Raw genomic sequence first — 16,662 nt, 5'->3', positions numbered from 1 at the left:
GCTAAATAGCTACTAAACTTTGAATTAGCTCCGCCACCGTGGAGCTAAGTGAAACAAAAAGCCCCGCCGGATCGCTCCGGCGGGGCTCTTCGTGTCGCGGTGTCCGAACGAGATCAGTCGTTCAGATATTCGCCGGCGGCGGCGTCGCTGCCGTCGCCTGAGGCGACGACGGCGGCGAGGGGGTCGTCGCCGGTGCCGGCGCTGTCACGCGCGTTGCGCGCGGCTTCCGCCTTGCGCTGCTCGGCGGCGCTCGGCGGAGCGACGATCATCGCTTCGGCCAGCTTCTTCTGCTGCGCGCGCAGTGCCACGTCACGCGAGGTGGCCGCGACCCGCAGGCGGTTCATGCCGGCGCCAGTGCCTGCCGGGATGAGCCGGCCGACGATGACGTTCTCCTTGAGGCCCATCAGCGTGTCCTGCTTGCCCTGGACTGCCGCCTCGGTGAGGACGCGGGTGGTTTCCTGGAACGACGCGGCCGAGATGAACGACCGGGTCTGCAGACTCGCCTTGGTGATCCCGAGCAGGATCGGCTTGCCCTGGGCATGCTGCTCGTTCTTGCCAAGCTTGGCGTTGATCTCGTCCATCTCGGCACGATCGACCTGCTCGCCCGGAAGCAGCGTGGTATCGCCGGCCGCGGTGATCTCGACCTTTTGCAGCATCTGACGAACGATCGTCTCGATGTGCTTGTCGTTGATCTTCACGCCCTGCAGTCGATAGACTTCCTGGATCTCGCTGACGAGATATTCGGCCAGCGGCTCGATCCCCATCACCTCGAGGATGTCGTGCGGATCGGGGCTGCCGCCGATCAGGTTGTCGCCACGCTTGACGTAGTCGCCTTCCTGAACGTCGATCACCTTCGACTTGGGGACGAGATACTCGACCACCTCGCCGCCATCCTCGGGCTGGATGCCGATCTTGCGCTTCGCCTTGTAATCCTTGCCGAACACCACGCGGCCGGAGACCTTTGCGATGATCGCATTCTCCTTCGGCTTGCGCGCCTCGAACAGCTCGGCGACGCGCGGCAGACCACCGGTGATGTCGCGCGTCTTGGCGGATTCGCGGGCCACACGCGCGACGACGTCGCCGGCGTAGACGGTGGAGTTATCGTCCACCGACAGCACTGCTCCGGGCGCCAGCATGTAGCGTGCCGCCTCGCCCGAACCCTCGTCGAGCAGGGTGATGCGCGGACGCAGATCCTCCTTCGTACGAGCGGCTGCACGATATTCGATCACGACGCGCTGGGCGATGCCCGTTGCCTCGTCGACCTGCTCGGTCAGCGTCTTGCCCTCGATCAGATCCAGGAACTTCGCCGTGCCGCCCGTCTCGGTGATGAGCGGCATGGTGAACGGATCCCATTCGGCCATGCGATCGCCGGCGCTGACGATATGCCCGTCGTCGCACAGCACCGTGGCACCGTACGGGATCTTGTGAACCGCGAGCTCACGACCATCCATGTCGACGATCGCCATTTCGCCCGAACGGCTGAGCACGATGCGGCGGCTGCGCTGATCGACGATGATGCGCAGATCGCGATATTCGATCGTGCCATCATACGGCGCTTCGAGGTTCGACTGCTCGTTGAGCTGCGCCGCGCCGCCGATGTGGAAGGTGCGCATCGTCAGCTGCGTGCCCGGCTCACCGATCGACTGCGCCGCGATCACGCCGACCGCCTCGCCGATGTTGACCGGCGTGCCGCGGGCGAGATCGCGCCCGTAGCACTTGCCGCAGACGCCGATCTTGCTTTCGCAGACCAGCGGCGAACGGATCTTGCAGCCCTGCAGGCCGATCGCCTCGATCCGCGTGATCATCGCCTCGTCGAGCAACGTGCCCGTCGGGATGATGACCTCGCCGCTCTTCGCATCGACGATATCCTCGGCCGTGGTGCGGCCCAGGATACGCTCGCCAAGCGACGCGATAACCGAACCGCCCTGCACGATCGCCTTCATCTCCAGCGCGCGCTCGGTGCCGCAATCCTCCTCGACGATGACGCAATCCTGCGACACGTCGACGAGACGGCGGGTGAGGTAGCCCGAGTTGGCGGTCTTCAACGCCGTGTCCGCGAGGCCCTTGCGGGCGCCGTGGGTGGAGTTGAAGTATTCAAGGACGGTCAGGCCTTCCTTGAAGTTCGAAATGATCGGCGTTTCGATGATCTCACCCGATGGCTTGGCCATCAGGCCGCGCATGCCGGCAAGCTGCTTGATCTGCGCCTGCGAACCACGCGCACCGGAGTGCGCCATCATGTAGATCGAGTTGATCGGCTTCTCGCGGCCGGCCATTTCGCCGTCGCTTTCGTCATAGTGACGAACCGCCTTGATCTCGTTCATCATCGAGTTCGCGACCTGATCGCCGCAACGGCTCCAGGCGTCGATCACCTTGTTGTACTTCTCCTGCTGCGTGATCAGGCCGTCCTGATACTGCTGCTCGAAGTCCTTCACCTGATCGCGCGTCTCGTCGACCAGCTTGGTCTTGTCGGGCGCGATGATCATGTCGTCCTTGCCGAACGAGATGCCGGCCTTGAACGCGTGCTTGAAGCCCAGCGACATGATCGCGTCGGCGAACAGCACGGTCTCCTTCTGACCGGTGTGACGATACACTTCGTCGATGACGTCAGTGACGTCCTTCTTGGTCAGCAGGCGGTTGACCGTCTCGAACGGGACGCGGTGCGACTTGGGCAGCGTCTCACCGAGAAGCATGCGGCCCGGGGTCGTCTCGTAGCGTTTGAGGTACTGGTTACCCTTCTCGTCGGTCTGCGGCACGCGGCTGATGATCTTGGTGTGCAGCGTGACAGCGCCGGCGTTGAGCGCCTGATGCACTTCCGACATGTCGGAGATCATCATGCCCTGGCCCGGCTCGTTCTGCTTCTCCATCGAGAGATAGTAGAGCCCGAGCACCATATCCTGCGACGGCACGATGATCGGCTTGCCGTTCGCCGGCGACAGGATGTTGTTCGTCGACATCATCAGGACGCGCGCTTCCAGCTGCGCCTCGAGCGACAGCGGGACGTGGACGGCCATCTGATCGCCGTCGAAGTCGGCGTTGAAGGCCGAGCAGACGAGCGGGTGAAGCTGGATCGCCTTGCCTTCGATCAGCACCGGCTCGAACGCCTGGATGCCGAGGCGGTGAAGCGTGGGGGCGCGGTTCAGCAGCACGGGATGCTCGCGGATCACCTCGTCGAGGATATCCCAGACTTCCTTGCGCTCCTTTTCGACCCACTTCTTCGCCTGCTTCAGCGTCATGCTGAGGCCCTTGGCGTCGAGGCGCGCGTAGATGAACGGCTTGAACAGCTCGAGCGCCATCTTCTTCGGCAAGCCGCACTGATGCAGCTTCAGCTCCGGTCCGGTCACGATGACCGAGCGGCCCGAATAGTCGACGCGCTTGCCGAGAAGGTTCTGGCGGAAGCGGCCCTGCTTGCCCTTGAGCATGTCGGACAGCGACTTGAGCGGACGCTTGTTGGCGCCAGTGATCGTGCGACCGCGGCGACCGTTGTCGAACAGTGCGTCGACGGCTTCCTGCAGCATGCGTTTTTCGTTGCGGACGATGATGTCCGGCGCGCGCAGTTCCATCAGCCGCTTGAGGCGGTTGTTGCGGTTGATCACGCGGCGATAGAGATCGTTGAGATCCGACGTCGCAAAGCGACCGCCGTCGAGCGGGACCAGCGGGCGCAGCTCGGGCGGGATGACCGGGACGACCTCGAGGATCATCCATTCCGGGCGGTTGCCGGATTCGAGGAAGCTCTCGACGACCTTCAAGCGCTTGATGATCTTCTTGGGCTTCAGCTCGGACTTGGTGGTCGCCAGCTCTTCGAGCAGGACGGCCTTCTCGCCTTCGAGATCGAGGCTTTCGAGCATGATGCGAACGGCTTCAGCGCCGATGCCGGCGGAGAAGGCGTCTTCGCCATATTCGTCCTGCGCCTCGAGGAGTTCATCCTCGGTGAGCAGCTGGAACTTCTCGAGCGGGGTGAGGCCCGGCTCGATGACGATATACGCCTCGAAGTACAGCACACGCTCGAGCTGCTTGAGCTGCATGTCGAGCAGCAGGCCGATGCGCGACGGCAGCGACTTCAGGAACCAGATGTGCGCGACCGGGGCGGCGAGTTCGATATGGCCCATCCGCTCGCGGCGAACCTTCGAGACAGTGACCTCGACGCCGCACTTCTCGCAGACGATGCCCTTGTACTTCATGCGCTTGTACTTGCCGCACAGGCACTCGTAATCCTTGATCGGACCGAAGATGCGCGCGCAGAACAGGCCGTCACGCTCGGGCTTGAACGTGCGATAGTTGATGGTCTCGGGCTTCTTGATCTCGCCGAACGACCAGGAGCGGATGCGGTCCGGAGACGCGATGCCGATCTGGATCTGGTCGAAGGATTCCGTCTTGGCGACGGGGTTCGCGAAGTTCGTAAGTTCGTTCATTTTCAGCCTCTTTCTCCCTCTCTCCGCTTGCGGGGAGAGGGTAGGGGAGAGGGGGAGTCAGAGCGTCGCGCTTGCGACTGCCCCTCTCCCCGGCCCTCTCCCCGCAAGCGGAGAGAGGGAGATTGCGTGTGTTTACTCTGCCGCGATCGCGATGCCGTCGGCGTCGACCTCGTGGCTCTGGAGCTCGACGTTAAGGCCCAGCGAGCGCATTTCCTTGACGAGCACGTTGAAGCTCTCCGGAATGCCCGCCTCGAACGTGTCGTCACCCTTGACGATCGCCTCGTAGACCTTGGTGCGCCCGACCACGTCGTCGGACTTCACCGTCAGCATTTCCTGCAGCGTGTAGGCGGCGCCGTACGCCTGGAGCGCCCACACCTCCATCTCGCCGAAGCGCTGACCGCCGAACTGTGCCTTGCCGCCCAGCGGCTGCTGGGTAACGAGCGAGTATGGCCCGATCGACCGCGCGTGGATCTTGTCGTCGACGAGATGGTGCAGCTTGAGCATGTAGATGATGCCCACCGTCACCTTGCGATCGAACTGATCGCCGGTGCGCCCGTCGTACAGATCCGACTGACCCGACGGATCGAGACCCGCCAGCTCGAGCATCGCCGAGACATCCGCCTCGACCGCGCCGTCGAACACCGGGGTGCCCATCGGAATGCCCGGCTTCAGATGGCCGACCAGCTCGATGATGCTCGCCGCGTCGCGCTGATCGATCTCGTCCGCATAGTGCGGGCCGTAGATCGTCTTGAGACGCTCCTTGACCGCCTCGGGCATCGTGCCCGTGGTGACGTCCGGATTGGCCTCACGCCAGTCCTCTAGCTGCTGTGCGACCTGCTGGCCGAGGCCACGGGCGGCCCAGCCGAGATGCGTCTCGAAGATCTGCCCGACGTTCATGCGCGACGGCACGCCCAACGGGTTGAGCACGAGATCGACCGGCGTCCCGTCGGCGAGGAACGGCATGTCCTCAACCGGCAGGATGCGGCTGATGACGCCCTTGTTGCCGTGACGGCCGGCCATCTTGTCGCCTGGCTGCAGCTTGCGCTTCACCGCGACGAAGACCTTGACCATCTTGAGGACGCCCGGCGGCAGCTCGTCGCCACGCTCGAGCTTCTCGCGGCGATCCTCGAACTTCTCGCGGATCAGCTTGGCAGCGTCGTCATACTGCACCTTCACCGCTTCAAGATCCGACTGCGTCTTGTCGTCGGCGACCGCGAACTTCCACCATTCGTGGCGGTCGACGCTGTCGAGCATGTCCTGATCGATCACGGCGCCCTTCTTAGGGCCGCCCTTCGGCACCGCCGTGGCGGTCTGGCCGATCAGCATCTCGCGCAGGCGCGACCAGGTGGCGCGGTTGAGGATCGTGCGCTCGTCGTCCGAGTCCTTCTTCAGGCGCTCGATCTCCTCGCGCTCGATCGCCATCGCGCGCTCGTCCTTGTCGATGCCGTGGCGATTGAAGACGCGAACGTCGACGATCGTACCGGCAACGCCCGGCGGCAGACGAAGCGACGTGTCGCGCACGTCGCTGGCCTTTTCACCGAAGATGGCGCGGAGGAGCTTTTCCTCCGGCGTCATCGGGCTTTCGCCCTTTGGCGTGATCTTGCCGACGAGGATGTCGCCCGGCTCGACCTCTGCGCCGACGTACACGATGCCGGCTTCGTCGAGGTTGCGGAGCGCTTCCTCACCGACGTTGGGGATATCGCGCGTGATATCCTCTGGCCCGAGCTTCGTGTCGCGCGCCATGACTTCGAACTCCTCGATGTGGATCGAGGTGAAGACGTCGTCCTTGACGATACGCTCGCTGATGAGGATCGAATCCTCATAGTTGTAGCCGTTCCATGGCATGAACGCGACGAGCGCGTTGCGGCCGAGCGCGAGCTCGCCGAACTCGGTCGACGGGCCGTCGGCGATGATGTCGCCGGCGCGGACCACGTCGCCCACCTTCACCAGCGGGCGCTGGTTGATGCAGGTCGACTGGTTGGAGCGCTGGAACTTCATCAGCGAGTAGATGTCGACGCCCGACTTGCCGGCGTCGATCTCACCCGTGGCGCGGATCACGATGCGGCTGGCATCGACCTGGTCGATGATGCCAGCGCGGCGTGCGCCGATGGCGGCGCCCGAATCGCGCGCCACCGTCTCTTCCATGCCGGTGCCGACGAACGGCGCTTCCGCCTTCACCAGCGGGACGGCCTGACGCTGCATGTTCGAGCCCATCAACGCGCGGTTCGCATCGTCGTTCTCGAGGAACGGGATCAGCGAGGCGGCGACCGACACGAGCTGCTTGGGGCTCACGTCCATCAGCGTGATCGTCTCGGGCAGCGCCATCAGGAATTCACCGGCCTGACGCGCCGAGATCAATTCCTCGGTGAACCGATCGTCAGCGTCGAGCTCGGCGTTGGCCTGCGCGACGGTGTGCTTCTGCTCCTCCATCGCGGAGAGATACACGACGTCACCAGTCACCTTGCGATCGACCACGCGACGGTACGGCGTCTCGATGAAGCCGTACTTATTTACGCGCGCGAAGGTCGACAGCGAGTTGATCAGGCCAATGTTCGGGCCTTCCGGCGTCTCGATCGGGCAGATGCGGCCATAGTGCGTCGGGTGAACGTCGCGGACTTCGAAGCCCGCACGCTCACGCGTGAGACCGCCCGGCCCGAGCGCCGAGACGCGACGCTTGTGCGTCACTTCGGAAAGCGGGTTGGTCTGATCCATGAACTGCGACAGCTGCGACGAACCGAAGAATTCGCGCACCGCGGCGACCGCGGGCTTTGCGTTGATCAGGTCGTTCGGCATGACGGTCGACACGTCGACCGAGCTCATCCGCTCCTTCACGGCACGCTCCATGCGGAGCAGGCCGACGCGATACTGATTCTCGAGCAGCTCGCCGACCGAACGCACGCGGCGGTTGCCGAGATTGTCGATGTCGTCGATCTCGCCCTTGCCGTCCTTCAGCGCGACGAGCGTCTTGACCACCGCGAGGATGTCCTCGGTGCGGAGCGTCGTCACCGTATCCTCTGCGTCGAGGTCGAGGCGCATGTTGAGCTTCACGCGGCCGACCGCCGACAGATCGTAGCGATCGGGATCGAAGAACAGGCCGGAGAACAGCGACTCCGCCGTTTCGAGCGTCGGCGGCTCACCGGGGCGCATCACGCGATAGATGTCGGACAGCGCCTGCTCGCGCTCTTCGGCCTTGTCGACCTTGAGCGTGTTGCGGATCCACGGACCGGTGGTGACGTGATCGATGTCGAGCAGCTCGATGCGGTCGATGCCCGCCTTGTCGAGGCTTTCGAGATTGTCGGGGCCGATCTCGTCGCCGGCCTCGACATAGATCTGGCCCGTCGTCTCGTTGATGAGATCATAAGCCGAATAGCGGCCGTAGATTTCCTCGGTCGGGATGAGCAGGTCGGTCAGGCCGTCCTTGGCCGCCTTGTTGGCGGCGCGCGGGGTGACCTTGGTGCCCGTTGGGAACACCACTTCGCCCGAGCTGGCGTCGATCAGATCGAACGTTGGCTTCACGCCGCGCCAGTTCTCGGCTGCGAACGGGATGATCCAGCCACCCTGGCCGCGCACGTAGGTGACGCGATTGTAGAACTGGTTGAGGATTTCCTCGCCGGTGAGGCCGAGCGCGTACAGCAGCGCCGTAACCGGCAGCTTGCGCTTGCGATCGATACGGACGTTGACGATGTCTTTCGCGTCGAACTCGAAATCGAGCCACGAACCGCGATAAGGGATCACGCGCGCTGCAAAGAGATACTTGCCCGACGCGTGCGTCTTGCCGCGATCGTGATCGAACAGCACGCCCGGCGAACGGTGCATCTGGCTGACGATCACGCGCTCGGTGCCATTGATGAAGAACGTGCCGTTCCCCGTCATCAGCGGCATGTCGCCCATGTAGACGTCCTGCTCCTTGATATCGAGCACCGAGCGGGTTTCCGTCTCCGGATCCACCTCGAACACGATCAGGCGCAGCGTGACGCGCATCGGCGCCGCATAGGTGATCCCGCGCTGGCGGCATTCCTCGACGTCGAACTTCGGCGGCTCCAGCTCGTAGTTCACGAAATCGAGTTCCGCCGTGCCGGCGAAGTCGCGGATCGGGAAAACGCTGCGGAGCGTCTTTTCGAGCCCCGAGACGTAGCCGATCGACGGATCGGAGCGGAGGAACTGTTCGTAGCTCTCGCGCTGCACCTCGATGAGGTTCGGCATCTGCACGACTTCGTGGATGTTGCCGAAAACCTTGCGGATGCGGCGCTTTGCGGTGCCGTATTCGATCGCCTTTGAAGCCATGATCGCTATCTGCCTTGGTAAACATGTCCGGGCGCAGGACGAGACGCATAAAAGGCCGCACGTCGTGTCCCGGTCAGAACAAACGGCAGCCTCGAAGCGTCTATGAAACCGGCAGCCCCTATTCGTTCGACACGGTGCGCGACGCCATGCCATTTCCCGAAGCTGTGGTGAGGCTGCCCATATAGGAGACCGCGTTGGAGGCGTCAACCAGCAGGGAGCAGCGACGGCTCGCGATGACGGTTGATTGCGGGCCGGAAGCGCGACTAGTGCCGATGTCTTGGCGTCATTCCAACCCCATGGGGTGGCTGGCGTGGTGGGCTGGAGATGCGTGGATGAAGAAACTGCTGTTGCTTGCCGGTGCCGCGCTGGCGCTCAACCCCGTATCGGCGCAGCAGGTGGCGGCACCGGGCGGCGACGTTCCCGCCGGCTTCGCCTATCCGATCGACGCGCGCGATTATATCCGCCGCGAAGTGATGGTGCCGATGCGCGACGGGACGAAGCTGTTCACCGTCATCATCATCCCCAAGGGCGCGACCAATGCGCCGATCCTGCTGACCCGGACGCCCTACAATGCCGCGGGGCGCGCCAATCGCGTCGCGAACAGCCCGACCATGGCGTCGCTATTGCCGCAGGCGGACGAACCGTTCGTGAAGGCAGGCTACATCCGCATCTTCCAGGACGTCCGCGGCAAATATGGCTCGGAAGGCGACTATGTCGTCACGCGCCCCGTCGTCGGCCCGCTCAACCCGACGAAGGTCGATCATTCGACCGACGCATACGATACGATCGACTGGCTGGTGAACAAGGCGAACCTGCCCGAATCGAACGGTCGCGTCGGGATGCTCGGATCGTCCTACGAAGGGTTCACCGTCGCGATGGCGTTGCTGAACCCGCATCCGGCGCTGAAGGTCGCCGCGCCGGAAAGCCCGATGATCGACGGCTGGATGGGCGACGACTGGCTGCACTACGGCGCGTTTCGCCTCGCCAACATCGGCTGGCTGGGCGGGCAGACCGGCTTCAAGGGCGCCGGCACGACGCCGGCCGCGACGATCTACGACGATTACGAACAATTCCGCCGCATCGGATCGGCCGGTGCCTGGGCCGAGAAGTCCGGCTATGCGAAGCTGCCCTATTGGCAGCGCATGGTCGCGCACCCGGCCTATGACGGCTTCTGGCAGGGCCAGGCGCTCGACAAACTGCTCGCCGCCAACCCATCGAATGTGCCGACGATGTGGGAACAGGGGCTGTTCGATCAGGAGGACATGTACGGCGCGATCACTGCCTGGGAGGCGCTGAAGGCAAAGGGGAAATCGGGCAACAACTTCCTCGTCATGGGGCCGTGGCGGCACAGCCAGGCGAATTACGACGGATCGTCGCTGGGTGACTTCAAGTGGAACGGCGACACCGCGACGCAGTGGCGTGAACAATATCTGTTCCCGTTCTTCGACCAGTATCTGCGTGACGGGCGGGCGGCGTTCACGCCGCCGCAGGCGTTGATCTACAACACCGGCGACAATCGCTGGGACGAACTCGCGCAATGGCCGCTCGCTTGCGACACTGGGTGCGCGGCGCCGCTGAAGCCGATCTATCTGGCGGCGGATGGCGGGCTCGGATTCGAGAAGGGGGCGGCGGGCGATGACAGCTACGTCTCCGATCCTGCGAAGCCGGTGCCGCACCTGCCGCGACCAGTGAATTTCGGCGACGGACGCTGGGGGGCGTGGCTGGTGTCGGACCAGCGCTCGGTCGACGGACGGACCGACGTGATGACGTACCAGACGGCGCCGCTGACGCAGGCGGTGCGCGTATCGGGCGCGCCGATCGCCGACATCTTCGCCAAGACGAGCGGGACTGATGGCGACTTCGTCGTGAAGGTGATCGACGTCTATCCGGACGAATATCCCAACGATCCCAAGAAGGGCGGCTATCAGCTGGCGATCAGCCTCGACATCTTCCGCGGGCGCTATCGCGAGAGTTTCGAGAAGCCATCGGCGATCCCGGCGAACCAGGTGCAGCGCTATCGCTTCCGCCTGCCGACGGTGAACCATGTGTTCCAGCCGGGGCATCGGATGATGGTGCAGGTGCAATCGACGCTGTTCCCGCTCTACGATCGCAATCCTCAGAAGTATGTGCCCAACATCTTCCTGGCGAAGCAGGGGGATTATCAGAAGGCGACGGTGACGCTGGCGCGTGGCGGGGCACAGGCGAGCGCGGTGTGGCTGCCGGTGGTCGCGGTCAACCAGCCGCAGGCGCGGCCGTGAGCGGTTGCGGATCATTCAGCTTTACCGGTCTAGCGCGATGACGATGGTGATGGGGAAGACGACGCGCTCGTTCGCGGCCGTGGCACTGCTCGTGGCTGCCGGGGCGGCGCAGGCGCAAGTGGTGCCGGAGACGGCGCCCGATATCGGCAACTTTTCGCTGCCGGCCGGGCAGCCGACGTCGGCGCCTACTTCGACGCCGGTAGTGCCGCCCGTCGTTGTCGCGCCGGTCCCGACGCCAACCGCGACCCCGCGCCCGGTGGTGACGCCGACGCCGCGGGCGACACCGACTCCGCGGGCGACTCCGACTCCGCGAGCGACGCCTACGCCGGCGGCGCCACTTCCCACTCCGTCGCCGACGCCGAACGCCACGCCGACGCCTGTGCCGCTTCCAGCGCCGGTTGCTCTGCCGTCACCCACGCCGCTGCCCACGGCGGCGCCGTTGCCGGTGGAGGAGCAGCCGGCGCGGCCGGGCTGGTTGTTCCCGGCGTTGCTGATCGGGCTGGTACTGGCGGCGGGGGCACTGTTTGGCTGGCGCCGTCGTCGGCCAGTCGCGGTGGAGCCCGAGCCGGTGATCGGCGAAGCGCCGGTTGTTCCTGATGCTCCGCCGGTGATCGTGCCACCGCCGCCAGTTGTGCCGGCGCCGCGGTTCCTCGAGCCGGCGCCGGTCGCGTCGGCGCGGATCGATCTCGACGAGCCGGTCGTGAGTCGTGCGGGGGTCAATCTCGTCACCGCGACGGCGGACGTGACGGTGACGGTACGCAACGTCTCGGACGTGGCCGCGACGGGCATCGCGCTCGAAGTTCGCCTGCTCAGCGCACAGGCGGGGCAGGATGCTGTGATTGCGACGCTGTTCGGCGGCCCGGTTGATCGGCCCGCCACACCGAGGTTCGATCTGGCGCCTGGCGAGACGAAGCGGGTGCGGACGCTCGCGACCATGCCGCGCGACGCGATCACTGTGCTCACCGCCGCCGAGCGCCCGATGTTCGTGCCGGTGGTGGCGATACGCGCGGTGCATGCGGGCGGGCAGACGACGTCGGTTCACGCGATCGGCATCGAGCGGCCGGGGCAGGCGAAGCTCGGCCCGTTCTGGCTCGATCAGCCGCCGCGCATGTTCGACGCGATCGGCGTGCGGCCGCATTTGGGGCGTTAAAGCGCGGGTCGAATCGCGAATGTTGAGGAAGTTGAGGGTGTCGCGCGATTGTTCGCCGACCCGGCGTTACGCGCGACCCCTTGACTGTTATGAGGCCGGTCATGTTCTTCGACTCGAACGCTTGGCCACCGGCGCCCGACGGGCGGGGACCGCCCCCGCGGCCGAAGCTGACACGCGCGCAGGAAGACCACCTGCTGCGGATGATCGGCTGGTTCGTGCTGGTGATGGTGGTGGGGCCGTTCGCGGGTTCGTCGGTCATCGCCGCGGTGATGGCGCTGCTTGGATCGGGGGGCGGATGACGGAGTGCGTCATTGGTCGGTACGAGGCGCTTTGAGGCGTCGCAAGGTCGCGAATGTTGAGGAAGTTGAGGCGCTGGCGGGGTGTTGCGGCCGGCCGTGGTGATCGCGGCGGCGGGAGCGTGCGAGCGCATTGGCATGTGATGTTCATGCCATGATGGGTGGGGTGTAGGACAGCTGTGGGACTGGGTGTCGCTGATTGGCGACGATTGTTGGTCGCTTCGCGATAACGAAAAAGGCGGCGCCCTTGCGAGCGCCGCCTTTTTGTTTCGGGCCGGACGTCACGGGAGTTAATCCCGTGACGTCGAACGCGGCTTATGCCGCGTCGGCCGGCTTTGCGGGGATGCGGGCCAGCATGGCCCGTCTTCCCCGCCTCAGCTCACTTGACCTCGACGGTTGCGCCGGCTGCTTCCAGCTGCGCCTTGACCTTGGCGGCCTCGTCCTTCGACACGCCTTCCTTGACGGCCTTAGGAGCCGACTCAACCAGCGTCTTGGCTTCAGTCAGGCCGAGACCGGTGAGGGCGCGGACTTCCTTGATGACGTTGATCTTCTTGCCGCCGTCGCCCGTCAGGATGACGTCGAATTCGGTCTTCTCTTCTTCTGCCGGAGCAGCGGCGCCGCCGCCACCAGCCGGAGCCGCTGCGACCGCTGCTGCGGCCGAAACGCCCCACTTCTCTTCGAGAAGCTTCGAGAGCTCAGCCGCCTCGAGGACGGTCAGTTCGGATAGCTGGTCAACCAGCGCGTTCAGGTCTGCCATGATAGTCTTCCTTTAAATCGATTGAAACGATGCCGCCTGAAAGATCAGGCGGCTTCCTTTTCCGCATAAGCTGCAAGCACGCGCGCAAGCTGCGCGGCGGGCGCCTGGGTGATGGTCGCCAGCTTCGTGGCAGGTGCCACGATAAGACCGACGATCTTCGCCCGGAGCTCGTCCAGCGACGGCAGCGTAGCGAGCGCCTTCACGCCCTCCACGTCGAGCTTGGTCGCACCCATGCCGCCACCGACGATCTCGAACTTGTCGGTCGTCTTGGCGAACTCGACGACCACCTTGGCGGCCGCGACGGGATCGACCGAGCTGGCGAGACCGACCGGACCGGTGAGCAGATCGCCCAGCGATTCATAGTCGGTGCCGTCGAGCGCGATCTTGGCAAGCTTGTTCTTCGAGACCCGGTAGGCGGCGCCGGCCTCACGCATCTTCGTTCTCAGCACGGTCGACTGCGCGACGGTGAGGCCGAGGTTGCGGGTGATGACCACCACGCCGACCTCGGAGAAGGTCTGCTTGAGTTCGGCGACGGCTGCGGCCTTTTCAGCACGATCCATGCCATTCTCCACACTTAGGACGCAGCGGTGAGGCCGCGCCCGGTTACGATCCGCACACGGAACCTCCGCCTGCGGTTGTCCAGCGATGGGGAATGGGAAGTCGCGGGGCGGTTAGCCGCGCGGCAGACCGGAGCGCGCAAGCGCTGCGGTAAAATCCTGTCCCCGTCTCGGCGGGAAATTAAGCACCGGCAAACCCGGCGCACCCACTGTCTCGGACGGCACCGCACGCGCCTGACGGCACGCACGGCAAGCGCCGCTCCATACCGATTTCTGAGATTGCGTCAATGGCGGGGAAGGTGCGGAAGCCGCGTCGCAAAACCGTCACGCATCCGCAATCAAACCGCCTTCGATACGCCACGCAGGCGTCACGTACCCGCTCCAGAGGCTGTTCAACGTACTGGCCCTCGGGGGGAAATAATGAGCAACGCGATCTTCACGTACGATGACGGCGACATCGATACGAACCGTACCAACAGCATTCATCTCAATGATCTGGTTGCACAGCGCTATTCGCGTCGCCAGACGCTGATGGGCGGTTTGACCGCGATGACGACCGCCGTGTTCGGCGGCGTGCTGCTCGCCGGCTGCGGCGGCGACGACTCGACGCTGACGCGCGACTCGATCACGGCGGCCGCCGGCGCGAACGCTGCGACCACCGCCGGCAGCCTGGTGCGGCTGCAGGGCACCGCAAGCTCGACCGCGCAGACGGTTGGCTGGACGCAGGTGAGCGGGCCGACGGTGACACTGAGCGGCGCCAACACGGCGACCGCGACTTTCACCGCGCCCGCCGTTAACGCAGCGACGCCGCTCGTCTTCCGCTTCACCGGCACGACCGGCGTGGGCGACACCGCGACCGCCGACACGACGATCACCGTCTCGCCAGCAGTGCTCGGCTTCACCGCCGTCGCCAAGAACCGCAACGATCTGGTCACTGTACCGGCCGGCTATCGCGTATCGGTGCTGTATCGCCTCGGCGACCCGATCAACGGCACGACGCCTGCGTATGCCAATGACGGCACCGACACGAACTTCGCTGCACGCTCTGGCGACCATCACGATGGCATGACCTTCTTCGGCCTGGCCGCGACGGGCGCGACTCGCGACGTTTCGTCCAACACGCGTGGCCTGCTGGTGCTCAACCACGAGAATATCTCGGAAGCGTATCTCCACCCGAACGGTGTGACGACGGTCGGCGGCGCTCGCCCCGAGGCCGAGGCGATCAAGGAAATCGAAGCGCACGGCGTTTCGGTGATCGAAGTGACGCGCGGTGCTTCGGGCTGGACCTACGTCCAGTCGTCGGCGCTCAATCGCCGCATCACGCCGAACACGCCGATGGCGTTCAACGGCCCAGCTCGCGGCCATCCGCTGCTGCGCACCGCATTCTCGACCGACGGCACGCAGGGCCGCGGCACGATCAACAATTGCGCCAACGGCTATATGCCCTGGGGCACCTATGGCACGGCGGAAGAAAACTGGGCTGGCTATTTCCGCCGCAATGTCGGTGATGCTGCGGTTCGTACCGCCGCCGGCCAGGCGAAGGAAAACCGCAGCCTGACGCGGTATGGCATCGCCGAGGGTCGTACCGGCAACTATGGCTGGACGACGGTTACGCCGGCCGACGCGTCGAGCACGATCTTCCGTAAGTGGAACGCCACCGCGGTGGCGGGTACGGCCGCGGACGGCACCGGTGACTACCGCCACGAGCCATTCCAGTATGGCTGGATCGTCGAGATCGATCCGTACAACGTCAACTCGGTGCCGCGTAAGCGCACCGCGCTCGGTCGCCGGAATCACGAAGGCATCGAGCCCGGCCGGATGGTCGCTGGCGTCAAGCCTGCCTTCTACATGGGCGACGACGCGCAGAACGAGTATCTGTACAAGTTCGTATCGAACGTTGCTTGGTCGGCCGCGGATGCGAACGCTGCGGATCGCCTGGCGATCGGCGACAAGTATCTCGATGCCGGCACGCTCTATGTCGCCAAGCTCAACGCCGACGGATCGGGCCAGTGGTTGCCGCTGACCTTCGGTACGGGTCCGCTGACGAGCAGCAACGCTGATTATCCGTTCGCCGATCAGGCCGACGTGCTGATCAACAGCCGGCTCGCCGCCGACTTCGTCGGTGCGACCCCGATGGATCGCCCGGAATGGACAGCGGTGAACCCGGCCAACGGCGAGATGTACCTTACGCTTACAAACAACACGTCGCGCACACCCGCGCGCGTCGATGCGGCCAACCCGCGCTCGTACATCGATCCACGCGTCGATGGCCGCACCAACGGCCAGGGTAACGTCAACGGCCACATCATCCGCCTGGCCGAGACCGGCGGCACGACCGAGGCGACCGCCTTCACCTGGGACATTTATGCCTTCGGTGCGAACAGCGATGCCGACGCGGCCAACATCAACCTGTCGGGCCTCGATGCGAGCAACGACTTCTCGTCACCTGACGGCTTGTGGTTCAGCCTGCCTTCGAACGTGACAGGGCAGGGCGCCAATCCGCTGATGTGGATCCAGACCGACGACGGCGCCTTTACCGACGTGACCAACAACCAGATGCTGGTCGCCATTCCGGGCCGCGTCGGCGACGGCGGGGCCAAGACGATCACCAACACCACGTCGGCCGGGACCAGCACGGCGACGACGCGGGTCGGCAAGGCGCCGGGCGCGACGCTGAAGCGCATCCTCGTCGGGCCGCGCGAGTGCGAAATCACGGGTATCTCGTCCACGCCGGACGGCCGCTCGGTGTTCGTCAACATCCAGCATCCGGGCGAGAATGGTGGCCCGACCAACATCACGTCGAGCTGGCCTGCCTCGCAGACCGGCACCCCGGCCACACCGAGCCGTCCGCGCTCGGCGACGATCGTGATCACCCGCGAAGACGGCGGGCTGGTCGGCCTCTGATCGATACTGGCCCTCTCCTTCGGGGGAGGGCCTTTGCACCGTCATCC

The 16,662-nt window shown here is 65.1% G+C and carries 8 protein-coding genes; 4 read left to right on the top strand and 4 right to left on the bottom strand.

Annotated elements, in window-relative coordinates; all coding sequences use genetic code 11:
* Positions 1–113: 113 nt before the first annotated feature.
* Positions 114–4,409: a DNA-directed RNA polymerase subunit beta' gene (gene rpoC, locus LLW23_RS05035; protein WP_228947682.1), complete on the bottom strand. Its 4,296-nt coding sequence runs from the start codon at positions 4,407–4,409 to the stop codon at positions 114–116.
* A gap of 132 nt (positions 4,410–4,541) precedes the next feature.
* On the bottom strand, positions 4,542–8,693 hold the full coding sequence (rpoB, locus tag LLW23_RS05030; protein WP_228947681.1) for a DNA-directed RNA polymerase subunit beta: 4,152 nt from the start codon (positions 8,691–8,693) through the stop codon (positions 4,542–4,544).
* Positions 8,694–9,025: 332 nt separating this feature from the next.
* Here rpoB and LLW23_RS05025 point away from each other — a divergent pair, with 332 nt between their 5' ends.
* The 3 genes from LLW23_RS05025 (at position 9,026) to LLW23_RS05015 (ending at position 12,400) form a co-directional block, all read left to right on the top strand.
* Entirely contained in the window at positions 9,026–10,951 is a 1,926-nt protein-coding gene (locus LLW23_RS05025; protein WP_228947680.1) for a CocE/NonD family hydrolase, read from the top strand.
* A gap of 37 nt (positions 10,952–10,988) precedes the next feature.
* Positions 10,989–12,101 (top strand): hypothetical protein, encoded by a 1,113-nt coding sequence (locus tag LLW23_RS05020; RefSeq protein ID WP_228947679.1) that lies wholly within the window; start codon positions 10,989–10,991, stop codon positions 12,099–12,101.
* Positions 12,102–12,202: 101 nt separating this feature from the next.
* The gene (locus LLW23_RS05015) at positions 12,203–12,400 is read left to right on the top strand and encodes a hypothetical protein (RefSeq protein ID WP_228947678.1); all 198 of its coding nucleotides are present in this window, start codon (positions 12,203–12,205) and stop codon (positions 12,398–12,400) included.
* Between the two features lie 376 nt (positions 12,401–12,776).
* Here LLW23_RS05015 and rplL read toward each other — a convergent pair whose 3' ends face one another.
* Positions 12,777–13,154, bottom strand: a complete 378-nt coding sequence (gene rplL, locus LLW23_RS05010) for a 50S ribosomal protein L7/L12 (RefSeq protein ID WP_228947677.1) — start codon at positions 13,152–13,154, stop codon at positions 12,777–12,779.
* A gap of 44 nt (positions 13,155–13,198) precedes the next feature.
* On the bottom strand, positions 13,199–13,714 hold the full coding sequence (gene rplJ / locus LLW23_RS05005; protein WP_228947676.1) for a 50S ribosomal protein L10: 516 nt from the start codon (positions 13,712–13,714) through the stop codon (positions 13,199–13,201).
* Positions 13,715–14,131: 417 nt separating this feature from the next.
* On the opposite strand from rplJ, the gene LLW23_RS05000 reads away from it, so the two are divergent.
* Positions 14,132–16,615 (top strand): PhoX family protein, encoded by a 2,484-nt coding sequence (locus tag LLW23_RS05000; protein WP_228947675.1) that lies wholly within the window; start codon positions 14,132–14,134, stop codon positions 16,613–16,615.
* Positions 16,616–16,662: the final 47 nt, after the last annotated feature.

Origin of the sequence: Sphingomonas radiodurans (assembly GCF_020866845.1) — a bacterium.
Classification (GTDB): domain Bacteria; phylum Pseudomonadota; class Alphaproteobacteria; order Sphingomonadales; family Sphingomonadaceae; genus Sphingomonas; species Sphingomonas radiodurans.
Note: the sequence above shows the minus strand (reverse complement) of the source record. Positions and strands in the feature narration are given on the sequence as shown.

Excerpts from the sequence above, each read along its gene's own strand:
- LLW23_RS05020 (WP_228947679.1), top strand. The coding sequence starts at position 10,989 with ATGACGATGGTGATGGGGAAGACGACGCGCTCGTTCGCGGCCGTGGCA.
- LLW23_RS05000 (WP_228947675.1), top strand. The coding sequence starts at position 14,132 with ATGAGCAACGCGATCTTCACGTACGATGACGGCGACATCGATACGAAC.
- LLW23_RS05025 (WP_228947680.1), top strand. The coding sequence starts at position 9,026 with ATGAAGAAACTGCTGTTGCTTGCCGGTGCCGCGCTGGCGCTCAACCCC.
- LLW23_RS05015 (WP_228947678.1), top strand. The coding sequence starts at position 12,203 with ATGTTCTTCGACTCGAACGCTTGGCCACCGGCGCCCGACGGGCGGGGA.
- rpoC (WP_228947682.1), bottom strand. The coding sequence starts at position 4,409 with ATGAACGAACTTACGAACTTCGCGAACCCCGTCGCCAAGACGGAATCC.
- rpoB (WP_228947681.1), bottom strand. The coding sequence starts at position 8,693 with ATGGCTTCAAAGGCGATCGAATACGGCACCGCAAAGCGCCGCATCCGC.
- rplL (WP_228947677.1), bottom strand. The coding sequence starts at position 13,154 with ATGGCAGACCTGAACGCGCTGGTTGACCAGCTATCCGAACTGACCGTC.
- rplJ (WP_228947676.1), bottom strand. The coding sequence starts at position 13,714 with ATGGATCGTGCTGAAAAGGCCGCAGCCGTCGCCGAACTCAAGCAGACC.